This is a genomic window from Aequorivita viscosa, from assembly GCF_900106795.1.
Taxonomy (GTDB): Bacteria; Bacteroidota; Bacteroidia; order Flavobacteriales; family Flavobacteriaceae; genus Aequorivita; species Aequorivita viscosa.
The window spans coordinates 1-24827 of the sequence record NZ_FNNS01000015.1 but is presented as its reverse complement, the minus strand read 5'-3'; the positions used below and the strand labels follow the sequence as shown (position 1 = coordinate 24827).

Annotated in this window: 18 protein-coding genes and 1 tRNA gene; 6 read left to right on the top strand and 13 right to left on the bottom strand. The window is 37.6% G+C overall.

Annotated elements, in window-relative coordinates; genetic code table 11:
• Window positions 1–573: 573 nt before the first annotated feature.
• A tRNA-Gln gene (locus BLW28_RS09780) sits at window positions 574–646 on the bottom strand.
• Window positions 647–879: 233 nt separating this feature from the next.
• Between BLW28_RS09780 and BLW28_RS09775 the strand changes: the two genes are divergently transcribed.
• Complete coding sequence (locus tag BLW28_RS09775; protein WP_073219890.1) at window positions 880–4203, top strand: DUF2723 domain-containing protein; 3324 nt, start codon at window positions 880–882, stop codon at window positions 4201–4203.
• Window positions 4204–4226: 23 nt separating this feature from the next.
• Window positions 4227–4892: a polysaccharide deacetylase family protein gene (locus tag BLW28_RS09770; protein WP_073219887.1), complete on the top strand. Its 666-nt coding sequence runs from the start codon at window positions 4227–4229 to the stop codon at window positions 4890–4892.
• A 1-nt stretch (window position 4893) separates the two neighbouring features.
• On the opposite strand, the gene BLW28_RS09765 is transcribed toward BLW28_RS09770, so the two are convergent.
• The 4 genes from BLW28_RS09765 to BLW28_RS09750 all read right to left on the bottom strand — a co-directional run bounded on the left by BLW28_RS09765 (window position 4894) and on the right by BLW28_RS09750 (window position 9624).
• Window positions 4894–6393: a hypothetical protein gene (locus tag BLW28_RS09765; RefSeq protein WP_073219884.1), complete on the bottom strand. Its 1500-nt coding sequence runs from the start codon at window positions 6391–6393 to the stop codon at window positions 4894–4896.
• Window positions 6394–6450: 57 nt separating this feature from the next.
• Entirely contained in the window at window positions 6451–7938 is a 1488-nt protein-coding gene (locus BLW28_RS09760; RefSeq protein WP_073219881.1) for a hypothetical protein, read from the bottom strand.
• A gap of 107 nt (window positions 7939–8045) precedes the next feature.
• On the bottom strand, window positions 8046–8342 hold the full coding sequence (locus BLW28_RS09755; protein ID WP_073219878.1) for a thioredoxin family protein: 297 nt from the start codon (window positions 8340–8342) through the stop codon (window positions 8046–8048).
• Between the two features lie 55 nt (window positions 8343–8397).
• The gene (locus BLW28_RS09750; RefSeq protein WP_073219875.1) at window positions 8398–9624 is read right to left on the bottom strand and encodes a metallophosphoesterase; all 1227 of its coding nucleotides are present in this window, start codon (window positions 9622–9624) and stop codon (window positions 8398–8400) included.
• Between the two features lie 328 nt (window positions 9625–9952).
• Between BLW28_RS09750 and BLW28_RS09745 the strand changes: the two genes are divergently transcribed.
• Window positions 9953–10954 (top strand): glycosylasparaginase, encoded by a 1002-nt coding sequence (locus tag BLW28_RS09745; RefSeq protein ID WP_073219872.1) that lies wholly within the window; start codon window positions 9953–9955, stop codon window positions 10952–10954.
• Window positions 10955–11040: 86 nt separating this feature from the next.
• Here BLW28_RS09745 and BLW28_RS09740 read toward each other — a convergent pair whose 3' ends face one another.
• Together BLW28_RS09740 and cphA are read right to left on the bottom strand one after the other, a co-directional pair.
• Complete coding sequence (locus BLW28_RS09740) at window positions 11041–11862, bottom strand: alpha/beta hydrolase (RefSeq protein ID WP_073219870.1); 822 nt, start codon at window positions 11860–11862, stop codon at window positions 11041–11043.
• A 90-nt stretch (window positions 11863–11952) separates the two neighbouring features.
• Window positions 11953–14589, bottom strand: coding sequence for a cyanophycin synthetase (cphA, locus tag BLW28_RS09735; RefSeq protein ID WP_073219867.1), 2637 nt, complete (start codon window positions 14587–14589; stop codon window positions 11953–11955).
• 96 nt (window positions 14590–14685) lie between these two features.
• Between cphA and BLW28_RS09730 the strand changes: the two genes are divergently transcribed.
• Window positions 14686–15558 (top strand): cyanophycinase, encoded by an 873-nt coding sequence (locus BLW28_RS09730; protein ID WP_073219864.1) that lies wholly within the window; start codon window positions 14686–14688, stop codon window positions 15556–15558.
• A 99-nt stretch (window positions 15559–15657) separates the two neighbouring features.
• Here BLW28_RS09730 and BLW28_RS09725 read toward each other — a convergent pair whose 3' ends face one another.
• The gene (locus BLW28_RS09725; RefSeq protein WP_073219862.1) at window positions 15658–16590 is read right to left on the bottom strand and encodes an isoaspartyl peptidase/L-asparaginase family protein; all 933 of its coding nucleotides are present in this window, start codon (window positions 16588–16590) and stop codon (window positions 15658–15660) included.
• Between the two features lie 193 nt (window positions 16591–16783).
• Between BLW28_RS09725 and BLW28_RS09720 the strand changes: the two genes are divergently transcribed.
• Window positions 16784–17662: an IS982 family transposase gene (locus BLW28_RS09720; RefSeq protein WP_092842563.1), complete on the top strand. Its 879-nt coding sequence runs from the start codon at window positions 16784–16786 to the stop codon at window positions 17660–17662.
• Window positions 17663–18111: 449 nt separating this feature from the next.
• The gene (gene polA / locus BLW28_RS09715) at window positions 18112–20988 is read left to right on the top strand and encodes a DNA polymerase I (RefSeq protein ID WP_073222273.1); all 2877 of its coding nucleotides are present in this window, start codon (window positions 18112–18114) and stop codon (window positions 20986–20988) included.
• A gap of 196 nt (window positions 20989–21184) precedes the next feature.
• Here polA and tsf read toward each other — a convergent pair whose 3' ends face one another.
• The 5 genes from tsf to BLW28_RS09690 form a co-directional block, all read right to left on the bottom strand.
• Window positions 21185–22150 (bottom strand): translation elongation factor Ts, encoded by a 966-nt coding sequence (gene tsf / locus BLW28_RS09710; protein WP_073222277.1) that lies wholly within the window; start codon window positions 22148–22150, stop codon window positions 21185–21187.
• Between the two features lie 97 nt (window positions 22151–22247).
• Window positions 22248–23132 (bottom strand): 30S ribosomal protein S2, encoded by an 885-nt coding sequence (gene rpsB, locus BLW28_RS09705; RefSeq protein ID WP_073222270.1) that lies wholly within the window; start codon window positions 23130–23132, stop codon window positions 22248–22250.
• A gap of 226 nt (window positions 23133–23358) precedes the next feature.
• Window positions 23359–23745 (bottom strand): 30S ribosomal protein S9, encoded by a 387-nt coding sequence (rpsI, locus tag BLW28_RS09700; protein WP_073222268.1) that lies wholly within the window; start codon window positions 23743–23745, stop codon window positions 23359–23361.
• The gene (gene rplM, locus BLW28_RS09695) at window positions 23745–24200 is read right to left on the bottom strand and encodes a 50S ribosomal protein L13 (protein ID WP_073222265.1); all 456 of its coding nucleotides are present in this window, start codon (window positions 24198–24200) and stop codon (window positions 23745–23747) included. Before rplM ends, rpsI begins: the two co-directional genes overlap by 1 nt.
• Window positions 24201–24492: 292 nt before the next feature.
• On the bottom strand, window positions 24493–24827 hold a 335-nt coding region (locus BLW28_RS09690), incomplete at its 5' end, for a transposase (protein ID WP_143036862.1).

Below are 24827 nucleotides of genomic sequence, written 5' to 3'. Positions count from 1 at the left end.
GAATGTGAGTATCGGAAATATTAAGGCGGAATAATAGGTTGGCAGTGGTGTAATCTAGGAGTATCTATGGAGTATAGTCGGCTTTGAGTCGGCTTTGAGTCGGCTTTAGGTCGGCTTACAGTCGGCTTTGAGTCGGCTTTGAGTCGGCTTTGAGAAGAAATAAAGGAGCAGTTTACTTAATTTAATCGATCAAAATATACGATCCTAGCACTCTCTCTGATTGTAAGTCGTTAAGAGTGTTCTAATATACATCATTTGGAAGGTGATGTCAAGTTTATTTGAAAAATTACGAGCTTAAAGTTTAGGTGCTGATTTTATGAACGGTAAAATAAGTCAAGTTGCATTTAGCCGCTTTGCCACTAAATGATGAGCAATGACATTCCATTCTAGGAATAAACTCTGTAACTATGACAATCGAAGCTAACGGTTTCCACCGAACTATTCAGCGCTAAAACGTAGAATTATTACTCTTTAGGTTAACTACATTTTTGTTACTGAACCCTTGACTCTACACTTCTCATCCCTATGTCATTAAATAAAAAATCCCGACCTTTTTCAAGATCGGGATTTCTGTTGGCCCACTAGGGCTCGAACCTAGACTCTTCTGGACCAAAACCAGACGTGTTGCCAGTTACACCATGGGCCAATTTATAATTGGAATTAACTGTAAGCAGTAAATTACTTTCCGCTTAGGTGGCGCAAATTTAATATAAACTTTGGCTTGTACAAACATTTTTATCAAAAATTTTTCCTCCTTACATCGAGTTATAAAATCAAGTTGAAAAATAACGTTGTTTATTGTGCGTTACCCCCTTACAACATGCTTCGTAAGTAAGCATTTTATTACTAAATTCGCACGAACAAAATTTGAACGCACATATGGGGTCTTTTAACTTTACCAAATGGAATAAAATTACAGGATGGCTTGTCTTTGCTATCGCATTGACTACTTACTGGCTTACAGTAGAGCCAACTGCTAGCTTCTGGGATGCGGGCGAATACATTACAACCTCCAGTAACTTAGAAGTAGGACACCCTCCGGGAGCGCCGCTTTATCAATTAATTGGAGCCTTTTTCTCCATTTTTGCACCAGACGCTTCTTATATTGCACTCACCATTAACTTGATGTCTGTTTTCGCAAGTGCCTTCACCATACTTTTTATGTTTTGGTCGCTTACAATTTTGCTGCCAAAAATGATTTCTCAACATGAAGAAATCAATAAAACTAAATCTGTGGCAATTCTAGGAAGTGCCGCCATTGGTGCTTTGGCATTTACGTTTACCGACAGTTTTTGGTTTAATGCAGTAGAAGCGGAGGTTTATGCAATGGCCGCTTGCTTAATGTCCATACTGTTTTATAGTGCCCTGCGCTGGGAACGCGAAATGCTTGAACCTAGAGGAAACCGATGGGCAGTGCTCATCGCTTTTATTATTGGTCTTTCATTCGGAGTTCACTTTATGGCTTTGCTAACTATTCCTGCAATTGGCTTTTTATATTTCTTTAAACACACAGAGAAGGTAACCGTCAAAAACTTTATTGTCGCAAACTTCGTTACAGTGGCGATTTTAATGTTCATTTTTATTTTCTTGTTACCGATGTCGATGAAGTTTTTCAGTGCTTCAGAAGTGTTTTTTGTCAATAGTATCGGTTTACCTTTCAATAGCGGAACGGTTATCGCAGGCCTTATTTTTATCGCTGTTTTCTATTATTTATTGCGATATACCCGAAGCAAGCATTACGTAAAACTCAACACCCTTGTATTATGTGTTTTGTTCATTTTTATTGGATTTTCAAGCTGGTTAATGCTTCCAATTCGTGCAAATGCAGGGACGGTTATAAATGAGAACAACCCAAACAATGCTCGCGAATTATTAGCATACTACAACCGAGAGCAGTATCCAGAAACCCATCTTTTGTATGGCCCATTATTCACTGAAGTATATGTTGGTTTAGATGAAAAAAACCCTTACAAAGACGACAAACCCAATTATGAAAGAGACTACGAGACAGGTAAATATGTAATTGTAAACAACTACAAAAATGCCAGTCAAAATACAGATGATTCCCAAAAAGGATTCCTGCCCAGAATGTGGAGTATTGATCATGCTACAAATTATATGGAATTTACTGGAGGGCTTGAGATTTCTGTTAAAAGCGAATATTTAGACGAGCCACGATTAGTCGAAGAAGTCAATAAATTTAAAATGGCTCACAGACAGGGCTTGGTGGATACTTCAGATTACGATAAATTTTTGAAGAATTTCGGGCAATTTCTAAATATTGAAAGACCCTCCTTTATTCAGAATATGAAATTTATGTTCGAATTCCAATTTGGATATATGTACTGGCGTTACCTTATGTGGAATTTCACAGGGAAGCAAGACGATATTCAAGGTCGCTACGACGATTTGCACGGAAACTGGATAAGCGGTATTAAGTTTATAGATGAAATGCGACTCGGAAACCAAGATATGCTGGCAAGCGATATGAAAAATAATAAAGGCCGAAATACTTACTTCTTCTTGCCTTTAATCTTGGGAATAATTGGTATAGTATTTCATTATAAAAACGACAAAAAGAGCTTTTGGGTCTTACTAGTGCTATTCCTATTTACAGGTCTGGCCCTTAAAGTATACCTCAACGAGCGACCTTTTGAACCTAGGGAACGAGATTACGCACTTGTTGGAAGTTTCTATGTTTACGCTATGTGGATTGGTTATGGAGTTTATGCACTTTTCGATTTGTTGAAGAATTATGTGAAACCAAAAGTCGCACTCCCCGTTGTTTTAACAGCTACTGCTTTGGCAGCACCAATACTTTTAGCTTCTCAAAACTGGGACGACCACGACCGAAGCAACCGATACACAGCCCAATCTATGGGTAAAATGTACTTGGATTCTTGCGACGAAAACGGAATATTGTTCACCATAGGCGACAATGACACGTTTGCACTTTGGTACGCCCAAAACGTGGAAGGATATCGCCAAGATGTTCGTATTGTGAATACGAGTCTATTTCAAACAGACTGGTACATAGACGATATGAAGAAAAAAGCGTTTACGAGTGATCCAATTCCATCGCAACTTACGCACGAAAAGTATCGTTATGGCACCCGTGATTTCATTGTTCATCAACAAACTTCTAGAGACACAGTCGATATTAAAACGTGGATGAACTTTGTGGCTAACGAATCACCAGCGACACAAATTGAACTTCCTAGTGGACAAGTTGCACATACTTTTCCATCAAAAGTAATTCGGATTCCTGTGGATAAAGAAGCCGTATTGAAAAACGGTATAGTCGATCCGAAAGATGCTGATAAAATAGTTTCAGATATTTATATAACATTAAAAAGCGACATCATTTACAAAAATCGAATGATGATGCTGGATATAATCGCCAATAACGACTGGAAACGCCCTATTTACTTCAGTGGTGGTAGTTTTGGCGATGACGACTACTTATGGATGAAAGACTACTTACAACTTGATGGTGTGGTCTATAAGCTTGTGCCGATTAAAACAAAGCTCAGCAAAAACAGTCCGTTTGATATGGGCAGGATTGATACTGAAAAAATGTATAATATCGTGATGAACTGGGATTGGGGTAATAATGGCAGTCCAGACATCTATCACGATACCGAGACTCGAAAAAATGGAATCACCTATAGAAGCAACCTCGCTCGTTTAGCCGAAGCACTTATAAACGAAGGCGAAAATGAAAAAGCTGAAGAAATACTCGATCTGGCAATGGAAAAAATGCCGATAAAGTATTTTGAATATTACTCGCTTTTAGAACCATTTGTCCTGGGCTATTACGAACTTGACAAGCCTGAAAAAGCACGGGCTGTTTATGAAGAGGTTTCAAAGATATATCAAGAGCACTTGATTTATTACAATAGTTTAAAGTTTAATAGGCAACGTAACATTGCTCAGGAAATTATTAGCGACATGGAGCGTTACCGAAGCTTAGTTCAGATTGTTGCTGTTTATGATGAAGAAGCTTATGGCCGTGAAGAGGCTAATAAATTCAATGAATATTTATTGCGCTTCCGTCATTTCTACTCTCCAGATGAAGCGATGGATTTAGATCGAGATATGGAAGAAAGCCCTTCAATGGAAATTCCATTAGACTCTAATTTGTTGAGACAATTCGAACAACAGACGCAACAAAATGAAGAACAACCTCCTGTAATTGAATAAATTTGAGTTTTAAAATAGTCAAAATGCCCAAATTTGTCCAGCGGTTTTACCCTGAGCGAATTTGGGCATTTTCTGAAGATAAAGCTTCCGTTTACATCACTTTTGACGATGGCCCAATCCCCGAAGTTACGCCTTGGGTACTTGATGAATTAAAAAAACACAACGCCAAAGCCACATTTTTCTGTATTGGCGAAAACATTCAAAAGCATCCAGGTATTTTCAGAAGAATTATTCTAGAAGGACATTCGGTCGGCAATCATACGTTTAACCATTTGAACGGTTGGAAAACGAAAACTTCTGAATATGTTGAAAATGTTGAAAAGGCGGGAAGGCAGATGGAAGATAGCAGACTGTTCAATTCTGAAATCGTTAATCGTCAATCGAAAATCGAAAATCATAAATCGCTTTTGCGGCCGCCATATGGCAAGATAACTTCCAAACAAGCTAAAATACTTCAGAAAAAAGGCTTTAAAGTAGTTATGTGGGACATTCTAAGTTATGATTATGACGCAACTGTTTCTGAGGAAAAGTGTCTTCAAAATGTTTTAGAAAATCTAGAACCTGGAAGTGTGGTTGTATTTCACGATAGTTTAAAAGCAGAAAAAAACCTTCGATATGTATTGCCGAAGGTTTTGGAATTTATTGCGGAAAAAAAGTGGTTTTGTAAATCAATAATTTTAAATTCCTAAACTATCGTGCTGTAAGGTTCAAAGAAACTGTAAACATTTTTCCATTTCCCGCTGTTCGCTCCGCCCAAATTTCAATATATTCATCTTTTTCCAAAGCTATCGTTCCCACAATTTTTGTGGCTTCAATGTCATTCGTACTTCCTACACGAGCATACACTTTTGTATCTTCCAATAATGTTACTGGCCCCGAACCTTTTCCTTTTACGAAAAAAAGGACTACGGTAGTGCTTGTATTTGTTAACTGATAGGAAAGGGAAGCATTAACGCGAAAAATTCTCTTTTTTGAACCCCTGTAGGTTATTCTATTATTTCCATCCCTTGTAAAACGATACAAGTTTTTTGAATTTGTGTCGCCCCAAACTTTCTCCATACTACCCCCATTAAAAGAAGTAGTATATCCATCTGCACCGGTTACAGTTCCTGGGAAATTTATATCGCCTGTTGCCACAGCATCACTTTCTCTCGGAATACCAGGAGCATCTACTGTCCAAAAATTATTAAAATTGTAACCTGTATAGGTTCCGGTAGTATATCCTTTAACATATCCTGAAGGAGCTGTCGTGGTGCCTGAAAAAGTTACACTCTGAATAACCCCATTGCTCACAGTAGGATTCGAACTAAAGTCCATGGCAACCGAAGAGCCACTAACAGTACTAAAACCACTCACTTTTCCAATTAATCCAAAAGTACCTGAAAATGTTTCAAAAGCCCCTTGGTTATCTGAGAACCATCCCTGATTGATTAACAACAGATTTCCAATATTTAAATATGTCATACCATTTGCATTTCCTTTGTATTGGATAATGTTACCAAAATAAAGACCTAATCCAGAAATTGTTCCTACACTGGTTGTCATACCGTCAATTACTGTGTTTTGAACAATCAAAGAAGTATTTGTATTCCTGCCTGGTCCTGTAATATTAAACGCACCCCCGCCCTTTAATGTAATATTTCTAACAGTTCCGCCAGTGTTTCCTTGAAAAATGATCCCTCCTGTACCACCTGAGTATTGTATAATATCTTCAAAACCATCTCTTCCCACTACAGTAGCGTTATTTAAATCAATAGAATTGGTCAAATTTACAGTTCCATTTATTTCATAGACAAAATCGGGATTTAAAGTAATTTTACCGCCAGATTGGGCTGGAAAATCAGCTTCACTCTTCACTAGGACACGTTTACTTCTTTCATCAAAATCAGAGGAAATTTTAATCCATTTTGGGCTTGGAGGTATAGAATCGTAATAAAAAAATGCACGTTCATCTGTATCATACACCAAAAGACTATTGGCTGGTTGAGAAATATTTGTACGGTTTAAAGTTGTCATTCTAGGGAACAAAACTCCTAGAGATTGAGAGGCAACCTCCAATGCAGAAGAGGAAGATGGATTTGAAGTTCCTATTCCAACTTGGGAAAATGCAGGAAGGGTTATGATAAAAAGAAGCACGTATAAAGCTTTCTTTTTAATAAAAAAGGATATGTATAGGTGAAAGAATTTCATAATCTTGAGAATTTAGATAGTTCGATGCCATTAAAACTAAGTAGACAACTATTTAGTCTATTGTGCCGAAAGGCTTAGGGAATGAACATTCATCTGGGCACTCCCTGAATAGCGTTCTGCCCATACTTCTATATAATCGTCTTTTCCTAACTCAATTGTCGCTACAATGGGAACAGACGAATAGGTAGTACTTGAAGCTGTTCGACCATAAACTTTTGAATCTAGAACTACACTAGCGGCCCCTGAACCACTTCCTTTAGCTATATAAAAAATATAAATGGTAGCGTTATTAGTAGTTGATTGAAATGATAGCGAGGCATTGACTTGAAAATATCTCTTTTTCGATCCTCTATAGATAATTTTATTATCTCCAGACTTTTCGAAGCGCAACAAATTATTGGAGATTGTTGTACCACTAAGTTTTTTTCTACTACTTGCACCAGTGCCGGTGAAAGTTGTAGATACACTCGACCCTACACCTAGATCCAAAACTATATCGCCCGTTGCTACACCATCACTTTCGTGAGGAATACCAGGACAGTTTACAGTCCATTTATTTGTAAAATTATAGCCAACATAGGGTGCAGGAGCATATCCTTTTACATATTGAGTACTCGTTCCTGAAAATGCGACATTTAAAATAACACCATTACTTACGGTAGGATTAGAACTGAAATCCATAGCGACAGCAGATCCATTGGCAGTACTAAAACCACTTACTTTTTCGATTAAGCCAAACGTACCTGTAAATTTTTCATAAGTCCCTTTGTTGCTGTCAAACCAACCTTGATTGCTCAATAGAAGGTTTGAAATATTGCTGTAGGTAATACCAGCATTGTTGTTCAAATATTGAATTATATTTCCAAAATACATCCATACGTTAGAAATAGTCCCGACGCTAGCCATATTAGAAATAATGGTATTTTGAACAATTAGCGTAGTTCCACCCGTAATTTGAAAAACGGTACCTCCACCCGTTATGGTCAAGTTTTTTATACTTCCTCCATTGGTTCCTGTAAAAACATTTCCAGAAGTTCTAACCAATATGTCTTTATTGGTATTAACCCCCGATATATAAGCGTTATTTAAATCTATGGGAAATGCCAAATTTATAGTTCCGTTAATTTCATAGAACGTGTTTGTATCTAACAAATATTTAGAACCACCACCACTAGCAAGCTCTGGAGCCAAATCTGCTACAGATTTTACAAGTTTAAAATTATTCCTTTTTTGAAATTCGGACGAAATCTTAATCCATTTAGAATTAGAAGGTGCGTCGTCGTAATAGAAATATGTTTTTAAATCTGTGTCGTAGACAAGGAGGCTGTTGGCAGCATCAACTATAGCTGTACGTTCTGCAGTGGTCATTCTTGGAACCAATAGTCCTTGCGAATTGGACTTAATTTCTAATATAGAAGAAGGTTGAGGATCTGTAGTTCCAATTCCTACTTGAGCGTTGATACTGACACTAACAAGGAGCAACCATACATATACTAGTTGCCTGTGAAAAGGTTTCTGAAGGTTGCTAAATTTGGAAAAATTCATATTTCAGGGGTTTTGAAAGTTTAATTATAAATATACAACCTATTTAACTGAAATAAAAATGTTTAACGACGCATTAAGGATTAAAACTGGTTTAAACCTAAGAATGTTTAAATATATTCATTTACAAGATCCATCAATGTTTTTACATCTTGTTCCCCACTTTGGCGCCATTTCATTTCGCCGTTTTTATAAATCATTAAAGTAGGAAGTTCCTTAATGCGTAATGCATCAGAAAGTTCTTTGTTTTTATCAACGTCTATTTTTATTACCCGTGCCTTATCTCCAAGTGTAGCAGCGATATCTCTAAGTACTGCGTTCATTTCATTACTGGCTGCATCGGTGCCAGAATAAAAATCTAACAATACAGGTGTACGGGCTTCAATTAATTCTCCAAATTTTGACATATTCCTATGGTATTTAGGTTAAAATCAGTATTACAAATATAACATTTCCCGAAAATTATACAGTGCGCTGTTTCCTTTTAAGTTGAATTACTGTAATCTCTGGCCAAATTCCAACCCTTCCTGGATATCCTAAAAATCCAAATCCGCGGTTCACGTTGATATACCTGCCCTTCGCTTCATAAATTCCAGCCCAGTGTTCATATCGGTATTTAATTGGACTCCATTTAATAATTCCCGGTATTTCAATTCCAAATTGCATACCGTGTGTATGACCACTTAGGGTTAAATGAAAATTACGCGGATCTTCTTTTATCTGTGCTTGCCAATGGCTAGGGTCGTGGCTTAAAACTATTTTAAAATCGGTATCAGAAATTCCTTCACAGGCTTTGTTTAAATCTCCCGCTTGCTTAAAACCATTCAGGCCCCAATTCTCTACTCCGAGCACTGCAAGCCGTTGGTCATCCTTTTTTATAATGCTATTTTCATTAAGTAGCAGCCTCCAACCCATTTCTTTCTGAATATCTTTTAAACGCTCTAGATTTTTCGCCTTCGCAGCATTACTTTCCCACTGAACATAATCGCCATAATCGTGATTTCCCAACACGGAAAAAACACCATCCTTCGCTTTTAAAGTAGCGAATAAATCTTTCCAAGCAAGCAGTTCATCGGCTTTATCGTTAACCAAATCACCTGTAAAAACAATCATATCGCTTTGCTGTTCGTTTGCAAGATTTACTGCATATTCTACTTTTTCACGATTGTCAAAACTGCCACTATGAATATCACTTAGTTGTGTGATTTTGTAACCATCGAACGCTTCGGGCAGATCGTCAAACGCTATAGCATATTTAAGGACTTTATAATTATATTTTCCGTGAATCATTCCGTAAATCAATGAAGCAAAAGGCAATGCTGCAATTCCCAAAGCAAGTGTGCTCACAAATTTTCTTCGTGAAGCCATAAAAGGAGTTTCGTCGCTTCCAGCAACTTTCATAAAGATTCCGACAAAAAACCGACCAATATCTTCTGCGAACATAAAGAGGATAATAATGAGTTTTGGAACAAATACAGCGAGGAAAATTCCGAAAAAATATATTTTGGGTGGCTGCATCATTTTTCCTGAACCTGCAAACGAAAGTTCATAGAAAAGGCCTGCCAAAACAACAATTGAAATCAGGAAATAAAACCAAAGTACCCACGGACTTTTGGTTAGCGTTCTTACAGCCTGAAAGGCGTAAATATCAACAAGAATGTAAATGAGAATAAATAGGATCCAGCGCATAGAAAAATAATGCTAAAGGTAGCAAGATTGAAATTATAGTAACTTGGCTTCACTTTTATTTAACGATATTAGTATCTTTCCTAATTAATTTGTCGCTTCCTAAGTTGGGTAATTAGAATATATTAAAAACGCAGCTATAGGCGTAAACTTGGCCAAATTGTAAACCGTGTTTTGATTTTTTTTTTGAAGCTAATTCTATTTGGTTTCTATAAAATCGACACCGATTATAGATAAAAAGACCAGCAGCAAAGCCATAAATTAGAATTCACGGAACCATAACCAAATCTAATAGGTTTTAAAACTTTCTAGGTCTGAAAATTAAATTGAAATGAAACGTAGAAAATTCATTCAAAACTTCTCGCTTTCCACCTTAGGAATAGCAGTTGGGAGCACGGTCTTGGCATCGGAAAAAAATAATTATAAAACTGAAGCGAACACAGCTGAATTTGAAAACCCTGAAGGATACCCGATGGTTGTAGCAACTTGGGACGTAAAAGCTAGTACTGAAGCAGCTTGGGATGTGTTACTTAAAGGTAGTTCGGCTTTGGATGCCGTAGAGCAAGGGTGTAGGTATGAAGAAGCAAATGTAGATGACCAAACGGTAGGAATAGGAGGATTACCCGATAGAAACGGCAATGTAACCCTGGACGCCTGTATTATGGACAGTAAGGGGAATTATGGCGCTGTGGTTTACTTACAGAATATTCTTCACCCTATTTCCGTAGCACGAAAAGTGATGGAAGAAACACCACACGTTATTTTAGCTGGAAAAGGAGCTGAAGCATTTGCTATTGAACAAGGCTTTGAATTGATTGATTTGTTAACAGAAAAATCGAAAGAAGAATGGGTGGAATGGAAAAAAACTTCGGAATACAAACCCATCATAAATATGGAAAACCACGATACCATTGGAATGCTCGCCATTGACAAAAATGGAAATATAGCTGGCGGATGCACTACAAGCGGACTTGCATACAAAATGGCTGGACGCGTGGGTGATTCAGCAATTATAGGCTCAGGTTTGTATATTGATAATGAAATTGGCGGTGCAACAGCTTCTGGTTTAGGAGAAGAAGTTTTAAAAACAGTAGGTAGTTTTTTGATTGTCGAGTTAATGCGCCAAGGAAAAAGTCCGCAAGAGGCCTGTGAGGAAGCCATTGCGAGAATTATAAAGAAAAGCCCAGATTATAAAGATTTTCAAGTTGGGTTTGTCGCTGTAAATAAAAAAGGGGAAATTGGGTATTATTCCATTCACGAAGGTTTCTCTGTTACAAAATATCATCAAGGTACAAATAAAAATATTCCTTCAGATTATTATGAGAAGAAGTAAAACCTTTTTATTTAAGCTCTAATTAACTTTAACGCGCTATAGCCTATATGTTGAATTACTTAATAGAAGTAAAACCACAAAAACGGTTATCTCGCATTTAAAACCCAAGTCAAGGCTTTTTCTTTGGTCGCTCTAAATATGGTATTGTGCTTTTCATTGGGTTCGTCGGAATACTTCCACGTTAATTGATTTGGCGATTCTGTTTCTAACGTTTTTGCTAAATTATTTGTGTGCTTTGAAATATCTTCTGCCCCAGAACCGGCAAACCAAAGTCTGGTTTTCTTATTTGGAAAGGTTACTAATAAATTAGATGCATTTCTTTCTAAGTAGTGATTATTCCACCAAAGTGAAGGGTCCATAGCAATATAAAAATCGAATGCTTCGGGGGTTAAAAAGAATGTTTCCATCACAAAAAGCCCAGAAAGTGATTCGCCAATGAGTCCTTTTTCGGCTGTGACTCTATATCTCTCTTCTATTTCTGAAAACAATTCGTCTGTAATAAAGGCTCTGAAGTTTTTGGCACCATCTGTTAACGGACAATATTCCGCATCTTCTTCTACTTCAGAAAAACCCGTTAAATCTCTTCCTCTTTCAGTATTTTCAATGCCAACAAGAATAATAGGCGGAATACTTTTTTTGGCGATCAATTCAGAAAGCGTGTTTGCAATATGTGGAAAATCCTCTTTTATTCCGCCATCGGCCATATACAAAACTGGGAGAGAGTGATTTCCTTCCTCATAATTTGGCGGGGTCCACACGTTTATAACCCTAGTTTCATTAACTAAGTCTGAATTAATAGTAAAATCGTCGTGTGTAGGAATTGGGCCGCTAATTATAGTTTGCCCCCCGCATCCCACGAATAAAGCTGTAATAACAATTACAAACACTGTTTTTATCATTATACTCATTTTTAGAAATTAATTATTGCTAGAACGAAAAACCAAGCGTATAAACAACCAATAAATAAGTGTTTTAACCCCTTTAAACTTTGAAATAAATTATTCAGCAAAAATCATTTCACCCTTGTTTTCCAATTCTTTAAAGTGGGTAACTAGGTCTAAAGCGTCAGGAATTACATCACTACAACAAATGATTAAAGTGCCTTTTTTAGCATTTTTAATGGCGTGAGTAATGGCTTCTTTTTCTGACGGTATAATGGTTGTTTTAATATTTGGATCTTGCTTTTTAATGCCATCATCAAGCATTTTGATAATTTCTTGTTCCGATTTTCCACGTAAATTCTTATCCTGGCGAATTATAATTTCATCGAACATTTGCGCCGCTATACTGCCCAACTCCATTGTATCTTCATCTCGTCTATCACCTACTCCTGCAATTATTCCTATTTTTTCGGTGGCTTCAAGATTATCGGTAAACTTTTTCAAGGCTCTCATTCCCGCAGGGTTATGTGCATAATCTAAAAGAATACTAAAGTTTTCAAACTTGAAGAGGTTTAATCTTCCTGGTGTTTGGGATGCAGAAGGAATAAATGTTTCTAAAGCAACTTTCATATCTTCTATACTAATGCCTCGAACATTGGCTGCAATAATTGCCGGAAGTATATTTTGAATCATAAATAATGCTTTTCCTCCATACGTAAGCGGAATATCTTCAGCTTTCATCACTCGCATTTTCCAAGTTCCTCTGCAAAGGGTTACATAACCATTTTCATAAACAGCGGTTATTCCCCCTAGTTTTTGTAGCGCTTTAATTCGTGGATTTTCCTCATCCATTGAGAAAAGTGCCAAATTACAATTTATCGCCCGTCGCATTTCGTATACTAGATCGTCGTCTGCATTCAAAATTGCATAGCCATCTGGAAGCACTGTTTCAGGAATTACTCCTTTCACTTTCGCCAATTGCTCGATAGTGTGAATTCCTTTTAAGCCCAAATGATCTGCCGCTACGTTGGTTACTATACCAACATCGCATTTTTTAAAACCAAGCCCGGCACGGAGCAATCCGCCTCTAGCACATTCAAGTACCGCAAAGTTCACTGTAGGGTCTTTTAACACAAACTCAGCGCTTGCGGGACCCGTACAATCACCTTTCATCAAAAGTCTGTTTTGAATATAAACCCCATCGCTGGTAGTATAACCAACGCGATGCCCTTTCATTTTTGCAATATGTGCTATAAGTCGTGTAGTTGTTGTTTTTCCGTTGGTTCCAGTAACCGAAATAATTGGAATGCGACCAGTATCACCGTGATTTGGAAACAATTTATCAACTACAGGAGCTGCCACATTTCGAGGTAGTCCTTTGGTTGGCGCCAAGTGCATTCTAAAACCAGGACCTGCATTAACTTCTAGTACAGCGCCACCAGTCTCTTCAAGTGGCTGACTAATATCTGTTGTCATGATGTCAATTCCGCAGATATCGAGATCAATAATTTTTGAAATTCGCTCTGCCATTGAAACGTTAGATGGGTGGACAATATCCGTTACATCCTCTGCGGTTCCTCCCGTACTTAGGTTTGCAGTATCTTTTAATATAACCATTTCACCTTCTGGCGCTACTGAGTCTTCGGTATAACCGCTGGCTGCCAGGATTGTTCGTGTTAAATCGTTAATCGTTATTTGGGTTAGTACGTTTTCATGGCCATAGCCCCTTCTTGGATCTTTATTCGCTTCGGCAACCAGTTCTTTAATTGTAGATTTACCATCGCCAATTACGTGGGCCGGTGTGCGCTTAGCTGCTGCTACCAATTCATTATTTATAACTAATAAGCGATAGTCTTCGCCCGTAATATACTTTTCAATTATAACCTTCCGCGAAACCTCTTTCGCTGCTTTAAATGCGACTAAAGCGTCTTCGTAATTGTTAATATTAACTGTAATTCCGCGTCCGTGGTTACCATCAATTGGTTTAACAACCAATGGATAACCAACATAACGACAAGCTTCCTCTAAACTGCTTTCACGGGAAATAATATCGCCGCGAGGGACTAATACCTCGGCCTGTTCTAGTATATATTTTGTGTCTTCTTTATCACAAGCGAGTTCTACTCCAATGCTACTAGTTTCAGAAGTTACCGTAGCTTGTATTCTTTTTTGATTGGCACCATACCCTAGTTGGCAAAGAGAATATTGATTTAATCGAATCCAAGGAATTCCTCTACTTTGGGCTTCTTCTACAATAGAACCCGTACTTGGCCCAAGTCTTTCACTTTCGCGTAATTCACGCATTCGTTGAATGTCGGTTTCTAAATTATAATCTTCTCCAGCAATAAGTGCCTCACAAATAGCTACCGAAGCTTTTGCGGCATAACGACCTACGTTTTCTTCTATATAGCTAAAAACCACATTATAGACTCCTTTTTCGCCATACCCTCTAGTCCTACCAAAACCAGTGTCCATACCTGCTAGTGTCTGTATTTCCAGTGCAATATGCTCAATTACGTGCCCCATCCAAGTTCCTTCTTCCATTCTTTGGAAAAACCCTCCAGGCTCACCAACGGAACATCGATGGCTATGCATGCTGGGAAACATTGCTTTTAATCTATCATTAAACCCATCGATTTTATTGGTAGGAAGCTCTTCCATTTCTTCGAGGTCTAAGACCATTACAATTAATTTATGGCGGCGTATAGACCAGTAATTTGGCCCTCGCATAGCATTGATTTCCCTAATTTGCATAAGATGTTAGTTTAGTTGGTTTATTTCGGAATTGATAAATATATAATTTATTTCTATAACATTTAGCGTATTTTTGCCTTCAAACAAAAATTATCCATGAGCATAAAAGGAATTTTAATCCCCATAGGTGGAAATGAAGATAAAGGAAATGGGAAAAATGAACGACATACATTAGAATATATCGAAGAAGGTATTTTATCCCGTGTAGTAAAAGAAAGCGGAGGAATTGAAGCAACTATTGTTGTAATTCCAACAGCATCGAGTATTCCTGTAGAAGTTAGTGAAACTTACCAGAAAGCTTTTGAAAAACTAGAGTGCACCAATGTTCACGTAATGGACATTAGGAGCCGTGAAGATGCTGAAAACCCTGAATTTCTGGAGTTAATGAAAAGAGCTAACTGCGTAATGTTTAGCGGTGGTGATCAATCTAAAATAGTTAAATATATAGGCGACACCTCTTTAGATAAAATAATAAAAGAAAAGTATAAAAACGAGAAATTTGTTATTGCAGGAACCAGTGCGGGTGCCATGTGCATGAGCGAAGAAATGATAACAGGTGGAGGCATTCAAGAAGCTTTTACTAAAGGAGCTACGAGTATGGGTAAAGGAATGGGCTACATCCATAACTTTATTATTGACTCTCACTTTATACGTCGTGGACGATTTGGAAGATTGGCAGAAGCCGTAGCTAGGTTTCCAAATAGAGTAGGTATTGGTTTGGCTGAAGATACTGGCCTAGTAATTAAAAAAGGAAATAAATGTGAAGTAATTGGTTCCGGAATGGTTATTCTTTTTGACCCAAGAAGATTGATACACAATAATCAAGCGGTAGTAAAAGAAGGCTCCCCAATGTCTATTACCAACCTGAAAATCCATATTCTTGCTAATGGCGATTTACTGAATATTAAAAAGAGAAAGGTGAAGTTTTCACCCATGCACCTTAAATTAACAGATGCTGAAACAGTTTGAATTAGTGGGCAGTTGCAATAGCAGTGGGCAATAAATCAGTATGTAGTTTCACTTTCCCTTTGGGGCCTGCCTATTGTAGGAAGGGGCCAGGGGAACGTTTTATTTATAGATTAAAATCTCTTTTTCGTTTTCGGAAGTTTTAAAAGCGCGGTACATTCCTTCGGTATTAAAAGGCATGGCTATAGTACCTTTGGCGTCTACTGCAATTAGGCCGCCATCACCGCCTATTTCTAAAATACGCTTATTTATTACTTCTGTTGCGGCGGCTTCCAGAGACATTTCTTTGTATTCCATTAAGCAAGAAACATCGTACGCTACAACACCACGAATAAAAAACTCACCACTACCTGTGCAACTTACTGCACAGGTTTTGTTGTTTGCGTAGTTTCCAGCGCCAATCATTGGGCTGTCGCCTACGCGTCCCCAACGTTTATTGGTCATTCCTCCTGTTGAAGTGGCAGCGGCAACATTTCCTTCTTTATCACAAGCAACAGCGCCTACGGTTCCAAACTTACTGTCTTTTTTTAAACTATGGTCTAGCTGAAAAGAATCGCTATCCTTTATTTCTTGCCATTGTTGGTAACGAAGTTCATCATAAAAATACGCTGGCGATTCCAAACCATACCCCAAGCTATCTGCGAATAACATAGCGCCTTCACCTGCTAAAAAAACATGGTCGCTTTTATTCATCACATCACGAGCTAACGAAACTGGATTTTTTATTCCGGTAATTAATGAGACGGCACCGGCATTCAACGATTTTCCGTCCATAATAGCGGCATCCATTTCATGCGTGCCTTTATTGGTAAAAACACTTCCTTTTCCTGCGTTGAATAACGGAGAATCTTCCAGTTTTTTAACCGCTGCTTCAACTGCGTCGATTGCTTTTCCGTTGTTTTCGAGAATAGCATAACCAACTTCCAGAGCTTCTTCGAGAGCTGTTTTGTATTTTTCTTCTTTTTCGGGTGTCATCAATCCTTTTACCAAAGTGCCAGCACCGCCATGAATTGCCAAAGAAAATTTATTATTCATTATTACCTAAATTTATTTCAACAAAAGTACGCTTTGATTTTAAATGCATTACGCTTAAATGAAATCTTTTCCCAATTATGTTTTCTAATTTATTTTAAAAAAACATTAACCCGTTGTGCATTATGATTTAAAAGAAAAAAGTTGTCCATATTACTGATAATCAGCATCTTGTTTTAGCTATAAAACATTATATATGAACAACTTAAGTGCAAATTACGAAAGAATATTGGAAGTTTTAAGAAAAATATCAAAAGATCAACTTTTACCCTATCAAAGGCGAGAACCAAAGCTCTGTGACTTGGAACTGATAAGTTTGAGTTTAACGGCTGAGTTTATGGGCATAGATAGTGAAAACGATCTTTTCAGAAAGCTTCCCGCAATGATTTCTTCAAAAATTGAGCGAAGTGTATACAACAGGCGAAGGCGAAGGCTCGCCAATGAGCTTGATAAAATTCGCTTAAAACTGGCATCGCATTTCAATGAATTTGAAGATTATTTTGTCGTTGACAGTATGCCCTTGGAAGTTTGCAAACTATCACGAAGCTACCGATCGAAAATATGTAAAGAGGCTACCTATGCTTATCCCGATAGAGGTTATTGTGCATCTCAAGGTTCCAGTTATTATGGTTATAAGCTGCACGCGGTTTGTTCGGTAAACGGTGTTTTCCAGAGTATGGATTTGAGTCCCGCTTCAGTGCACGATGTTAAATACTTAAAAGATATCCAAACCCAGATCAGCGATTGCATCTTGATTGGCGACAAGGGCTACCTATCGGCAGAAATACAGCTCAACCTTTTTGACAGCTATAACATAAAATTGAGCACGCCGATGAGGAGTAACCAAAAAGAATATAAAAAACAACCTTATGTCTTCAGGAAAAAAAGGAAAAGAATTGAAACCCTTTTCTCGCAACTATGTGACCAATTTATGATAAGACGTAATTACGCCAAAACCTTTAGAGGTTTTAAAACCAGAATAATATCCAAGATTGCTGCACTGACAACTGTTCAATATATCAATAAGTTCATCTTCGGGAGAAACATCAACAACATTAAAATCAGCATTATTTAAAATGCACAACGGGTTATATAACTAAAAATCACCAAAAGGGGTGAGCACTTGGAAGCCTTGTATCCGTAGTTTTGATGTATAAAGTTTCCTATAAATAAGAGCTAGTTTTTATTTCATAATTCAACTAGTTTTGGGGGAAAAGTCGCTGTGGGGGCGACTTTTTTTTATGGATTAAAGTGTTCTAATCAGTTTGATATTTACTCTACACCACTTTTTAAAAACATCTTTGATCGTTTCAATTAGAAAAAATCACCTAAAAAGGCGAGAAGGCTCATAAGCATTTATAATATTTTTGAAATACAAAGTTCCTTTTAGTTAGGAGCTAGTGTTGTTTTCATAATTCAACTAGTTTTAGAGAAAAAGTCGCTGTGGGGGCGGCTTTTTTTTATTGGTATAATGACCAAATTCCAAATACTTCTTTCTACTTTTGAAGCATAAGCTTCTTTATTATGTCAGAAAAAAAACGTCTTTTCCTTATTGATGCCTATGCGCTTATATTTCGTGGATATTTCGCATTTATAAAAAACCCACAAATAAACAGCAAAGGGCAAAATACCTCAGCCATTATGGGGTTTATGAATTCACTTATAGATGTAGTAAAAAGAGAGCGTCCCGACCATCTTGCCGTTTGTTTTGACAAAGGTGGCAGCGAAGCACGAAACGATATATTTCCAGATTATAAAGCTAATAGAGACGAAACTCCAGACGCTATTAGGTTTGCTATTCCTTATATTTATAATATTCTGGAGGCCATGAAAATTCCAATTATGGTAAAAGAAGGCTTCGAAGCAGATGATGTTATTGGCACCTTAGCAAAAAAAGCCGAAAAGGAAGGATACACAACTTATATGGTAACGCCAGATAAGGATTTTGCCCAATTAGTTTCAGAAAATATTTTTATGTATCGCCCCGTTTTTGGTGGTGGCTACGAAACTTGGGGTATTCCTGAGGTTCAGAAAAAATTTGAAGTTTCAGATCCGTTACAAGTAATCGATTTTCTAGGAATGATGGGCGATAGCAGCGACAATATTCCCGGACTTCCAGGTGTAGGTGAAAAAACTGCTAAAAAGTTTTTAAAAGAATTCGGCTCTATGGAAGCGCTCCTTGCCAATACCGATAAGTTAAAAGGTAAAATGAAGGAAAAGGTAGAAGCCAACGCAGAAATAGGATTATTGAGCAAGCAATTAGCAACTATAATGCTCGATGTTCCTGTAGAATTCAATGAAGAAGATTTTGAAGTATGTCCGCCCGATACTGAAAAAGTTTTGGAAATCTTTGACGATTTAGAATTTAGAAGACTTAAGGACAACTTCCTAAAATCCTTCTCGGTAGAAGCAATGGCATCTAACGGTACCAGCCGTGAACCCAACAACAATACCAACCCCACATCTAATGTTTCAAGGAAATCTGCACCAACATCAGCTGAACGTGGTTCGAGTGCGGGTCAGGGACAATTCTCGTTATTTGGTGGCGACGGTGAAGCCGCAGTAGGCCCTAAAGGCTTCAACACCCGCGCTACAATAGAAAACACCGAACATTTCTACCAAACCGTTCAACCTGGAATAGGAACCAAGTTGTTTCTTCAGAGTTTGATGAAGCAGAAAAGCGTATGTTTTGATACAGAAACCACAAGTTTAAATCCGTTAGAAGCAGAATTGGTCGGAATTGCTTTTTCGTGGGAAAAGGGAAAAGGTTTTTACGTTCCCTTTCCTGAAAATCGCGAAGAAGCACAACAACTTCTGGAAGAACTGCGTCCGTTTTTTGAAGACCAAACCATTCAAAAAATTGGCCAGAACTTGAAATATGATATTAAGGTCCTCGCCAAATATAATATATCGGTAAAAGGAAAATTGTTTGATACAATGCTCGCCCATTACCTCATAAACCCAGATATGCGTCATAATATGGACGTTTTGAGCGAAACGTACCTCAATTACACACCTGTTTCCATTAGCGAACTAATTGGCAAAAAAGGAAAAAACCAACGCAGTATGCGCGATGTTGATGTTACGAAACAAACCGAATACGCTGTTGAAGATGCCGATATTACTTTTCAGCTAAAAGAACATTTTGAAAAAGAGTTAGGTGAAGCCAATACGCAAAAACTTTTTGACGAAATTGAAGTGCCGTTACTTCGTGTTCTTGCCGCTATGGAATTGGAGGGAATTAACCTAGACAAAGAGTTCCTGGCGAGCCTTTCAGGAGCTTTAGACAACGACATTCTTAGACTGGAAAAAGAAATTTATGAAGAAGCGGGTGAAACCTTCAACATCGCTTCTCCAAAACAGTTAGGCGAAATTCTCTTCGGAAAAATGAAACTGATAGACAAGCCGAAAAAAACCAAAACGGGACAGTATTCCACCTCTGAAGATGTGCTTTCTTTTCTAGCAAAAGATCATAAAATAATTAGAGATGTACTTGAATATCGTGGTCTTGCCAAACTAAAAAGCACCTATGTTGATGCACTACCTAATCAAGTAGAGCCTACAACAGGGCGGGTTCATACAGATTATATGCAAGCCGTCGCCGCCACAGGTCGATTGAGCAGTAACAATCCAAACCTTCAGAATATTCCGATTAGAACCGAGCGCGGCCGTCAAGTGCGAAAGGCTTTCATACCACGAAATGAGGATTATGTTTTGATGGCAGCGGATTATTCACAAATTGAACTTCGGATTATTGCTGCATTAAGCGAAGAAGAAAATATGATCGACGCTTTTAAAAATGGCGAAGATATTCACGCTTCTACGGCTGCAAAGGTTTTTAATGTTCCTTTAAATGAAGTAACCCGTGAACAAAGAAGCAACGCCAAAACTGTGAACTTCGGAATTATTTATGGAGTTTCTGCTTTTGGACTTAGCAACCAAACCGACCTTTCAAGATCTGAGGCAAAAGATTTGATTGACACCTATTACAAAACGTATCCAAAACTTCGAAATTACATAAGCGACCAAATTGATTTTGCACGTGAACACGGATATGTGCAAACAGTTTTAGGCCGCAGACGTTATTTAAAAGACATAAACGGCAGCAACCAAGTTGTTCGTGGCGCAGCAGAAAGAAACGCTGTAAACGCACCAATTCAAGGTAGCGCGGCAGATATTATAAAAGTTGCGATGATTAATATTTACAACAAACTTGAAGGAGAAAATTACCAAAGCAAAATGCTACTTCAGGTTCATGATGAATTGGTTTTTGATGTTTACAAACCAGAATTAGATAAGTTAAAAGCAATGGTAAAACACGAAATGGAAAACGCATATAAACTTACCGTTCCATTAGATGTTGAATTGGGCGTTGGGGAAAATTGGTTAGAGGCGCATTAAGCAAATAAGTAGTTTTCTGGGGCTGTTGTACTTTTAGTTGAAGAAAAGACCGATTAGATGAGACCCTCTAAACCATAATATTACTGTCAATTTCAAATAAATTAACAAGCCGTCTACATAAATTGCAGAAAAGCAAGAAGCCGTCTCAATAACTAAAATGAGACGGCTTCTTCGCTTTATAAAAGTATCTTAAAGCTTATGCCAAAGAAACTCTTTTAAATCCAACTACTTCTACATCACCAAACGATTTTACGTGATCGGCAACATTCTTTTTGTCGTCTTTAATAAAGTTTTGGTCAAGTAACGCTTTTTCGTGATCTAACGTAGTATTGTCACTGATGAAACGCTCAATTTTTCCAGGAAGGATTCTATCCCAGATTTGTTCTGGCTTTCCTTCAGCTTTCAGTTCGGCTTTTGCATCTTCTTCTGCTTGTGCCAATACTTCTGGAGTTAATTGCGCTCTAGAAATGTATTTTGGTACATTTTTAAGTGCTTTACCCAAACGACCTAACTCAATATTGTCTTTTTCAATAACGGCGATTCTTGCCTCAGTTTCTGAAGCGATAAAATCAGCATCAAAATCTTTGTAAGAAAGCGTAGTAGCTCCCATTGAAGCAACTTGCATAGAGATGTCTTTTGCCAATTCTTCAGCATTATCAACAGCTTTCGACAAACCTGTTAAGGCAGCAATTTTGTTAACGTGTACGTAAGACCCTACGAATGGAGCTTCTAATATTTCAAAACCACCGATTTCAATTTTCTCACCGATAACACCAGTTTGCTCAGTTAATTTTTCGGCAATAGTCATTCCGCCAAAATCTGAAGCCAAAAATTCTTCTTTTGAAGATGTATTTAATGCAACCTCAGCCATTTTGTTTGCCATTTCAACAAATGAGTCGTTTTTAGCAACAAAGTCAGTTTCACAGTTCAAAGAGATGATAACACCCTTAGTATTATCACTGTTTAATTTAGCTGTTGCAACACCTTCACTGGAATCGCGATCTGCTCTTTTTTCAGCAATTTTCTGACCTTTTTTTCTAAGGATAGAAATTGCTTCTTCCATATTTCCTTCTGCCTCAACTAAAGCTTTTTTACAGTCCATCATTCCGGCACCTGTAGCTTGTCTTAGTTTATTTACTTCTGCGGCTGTTATTTTTGCCATTGTTTTAAATTTTATAGGTTTAATATTAAAAAAGTCGTTCAATTAATTTTCAACAAAGAAAAGAACCAAACGACTTTTAAACTTTAAAATGTTGTTATTATTCTTCTTCGTTAAGAACTTCCTTCTTAGATTTTTGACGCACTGGCTGCTTTGCTTCTTTCATAGCTTCTACATCTTCTTTATCAGTAGATGGCACCTCAGCTTTTTCTTTCTTAGCTGGTTTTGCGTCTTTGTCTTTTTTGGCTGCTTTTTCCATTTTTACCTCATCGTCTCCATCCTCAGAACCTCCAGATTTTCTTTCAGAAAGTCCTTCAATAATCGCTTCAGAAACAACACTCATAATAGCTTCAATAGATTTTGAAGCATCATCGTTACTTGGTATTACGTAATCAACCTGACGTGGATCACTGTTAGTATCTACCATTGCGAAGATTGGAATATTCAATTTCATTGCTTCTGCAACTGCAATGTGCTCACGTGTAGTATCTACAATGAAAAGTGCAGCAGGAAGACGGCTCATATCGGCAATAGAACCTAAGTTTTTTTCCAATTTAGCGCGAAGACGATCTACTGCCAAACGCTCTTTCTTTGAAAGCGTCATAAAAGTTCCATCTTGCTTCATTCTGTCTATAGACGACATTTTTTTAACAGCTTTACGGATAGTTACAAAGTTAGTAAGCATACCACCTGGCCATCTTTCAGTGATGTAGGGCATGTTTGCAGCTTTTGCTTTTTCAGCAACTATGTCTTTTGCTTGTTTTTTAGTAGCTACAAAAAGGATTTTGCGACCACTAGCTGCAATTTTCTTTAGAGCCTCGTTCGCCTCGTCGATTTTTGCAACCGTTTTGTAAAGATTGATAATGTGGATTCCATTACGCTCCATATAGATATACGGTGCCATGTTTGGATTCCATTTGCGCGTAAGGTGACCAAAGTGTACACCTGCGTCTAGTAATTTTTTTACTTCTACTCTTTCTGCCATTTTTGTTTTAGTTTACGTTCTGTGAAAGGATAGCCAACCTCTCCGCTAGGCGGATATGATTTAGATGCTAAACTAACTCCGCCGTGGCGGATAACAGCTTTTTTAATTAATAATGATTATGAACTTTCAACTGTAATTGGGCACCTCCAAAGAGATACCCAATCTAGTTGAGTAATTTATTTTCAACAAGTACTCGTAACCAAGGTTATCGAGCCAAGCCGAAGTATTAACGTTTCGAGAATTGGAATTTCTTACGAGCTTTCTTCTGTCCGAATTTCTTACGCTCTACCATTCTTGGGTCTCTTGTAAGTAAACCTTCTGGTTTCAAGATGCCACGGTTTTCATCGTTAAGCGTACACATAGCGCGTGAAATTGCAAGACGAATTGCTTCTGCTTGTCCTGTAATTCCTCCACCAAATACATTTACTGTAATATCGAAAGTATTTTCGTTTTCTGTAAGTACTAAAGGTTGTTTTACTTTATACTGAAGCGTTCCTGTTGGGAAATAATTCTCCAATTCGCGCTTATTAATAGTAATATTTCCTTTTCCTTCTTTAAGGTAAACTCTTGCAACTGCAGTTTTTCTTCTGCCTATTTTGTGAATTGTCTCCATTATTTGCCGTAGTTAAGGTTAATAGTTCTAGGTTTTTGTGCTTCTTGACCGTGATTGGCATCTGCATAAACCTTTAAGTTTCTGAACAATACTGCTCCTAATTTGTTTTTAGGCAGCATTCCTTTTACAGCTTTTTCAACAAGCCTTGTAGGATCTTTTTTGTACATCTCTGCAGCGGTAAGGCTACGTTGCCCTCCAGGGTATCCTGTGTGGCGGATGTAGGTTTTGTCATCCCATTTGTTTCCAGAAAGGCTTACTTTACTGGCGTTAATAACGATTACGTTGTCACCACAATCTACGTGAGGGGTGAAACTTGGCTTGTGCTTACCGCGCAGTAAAACTGCAATTTCGGTAGCAAGACGACCCAATGCCTGGCCGTCCGCATCTACCACTAACCATTCTTTTACAACGGTTTGATTGTTGGCAGATACTGTTTTGTAACTTAATGTATCCATTTAGTTTTTGTCAATTGTTAATAAATCATTGTTTTCTCACCCTCAAACAAATAGGATTTGTCTAAGAGGGGTGCAAATGTAGTGTTATTTATTTGAATTACAAGGGATGAAAATAAAATTTTGAAGTTAACACCACTTATAGGAGAGACTTATGTTAAAACCATTTTGACGCAAAGTCAAAGCCACTTTACTATAGCGTGTAAAAACTATGCGCCTTACGGATTTGCGAGTATACCAACATTCGCAAAGCCATCAAGGCGCAAAGTGAATAGTTAAAAACCCGTTGTGCATTTTAAATAATGCTGATTTTAATATTGTTGATGTTTCTGCCAAAGATAAACTTGTTGATATATTGAATAGTTGTAAGTGCCGTTATCTTTGAGATTATCCTTGTTTTGAATCCCTTAAAGGACTTTGCATAATTGCGTCTTATCATAAACTGGTCACATAATTGTGAAAACAACGTTTCTATTCTTTTTCTCTTTTTTCTAAATATATAGGGTTGCCTCTTATATTCTTTTTGGTTCGTTCTCATTGGTGTGTTGAGCGTTATGTTACAGGTTTCAAAAAGGTTGAGCTGTATTTTTGCAGACAAATAACCTCTATCGCCAATTAACGTACAGTCGC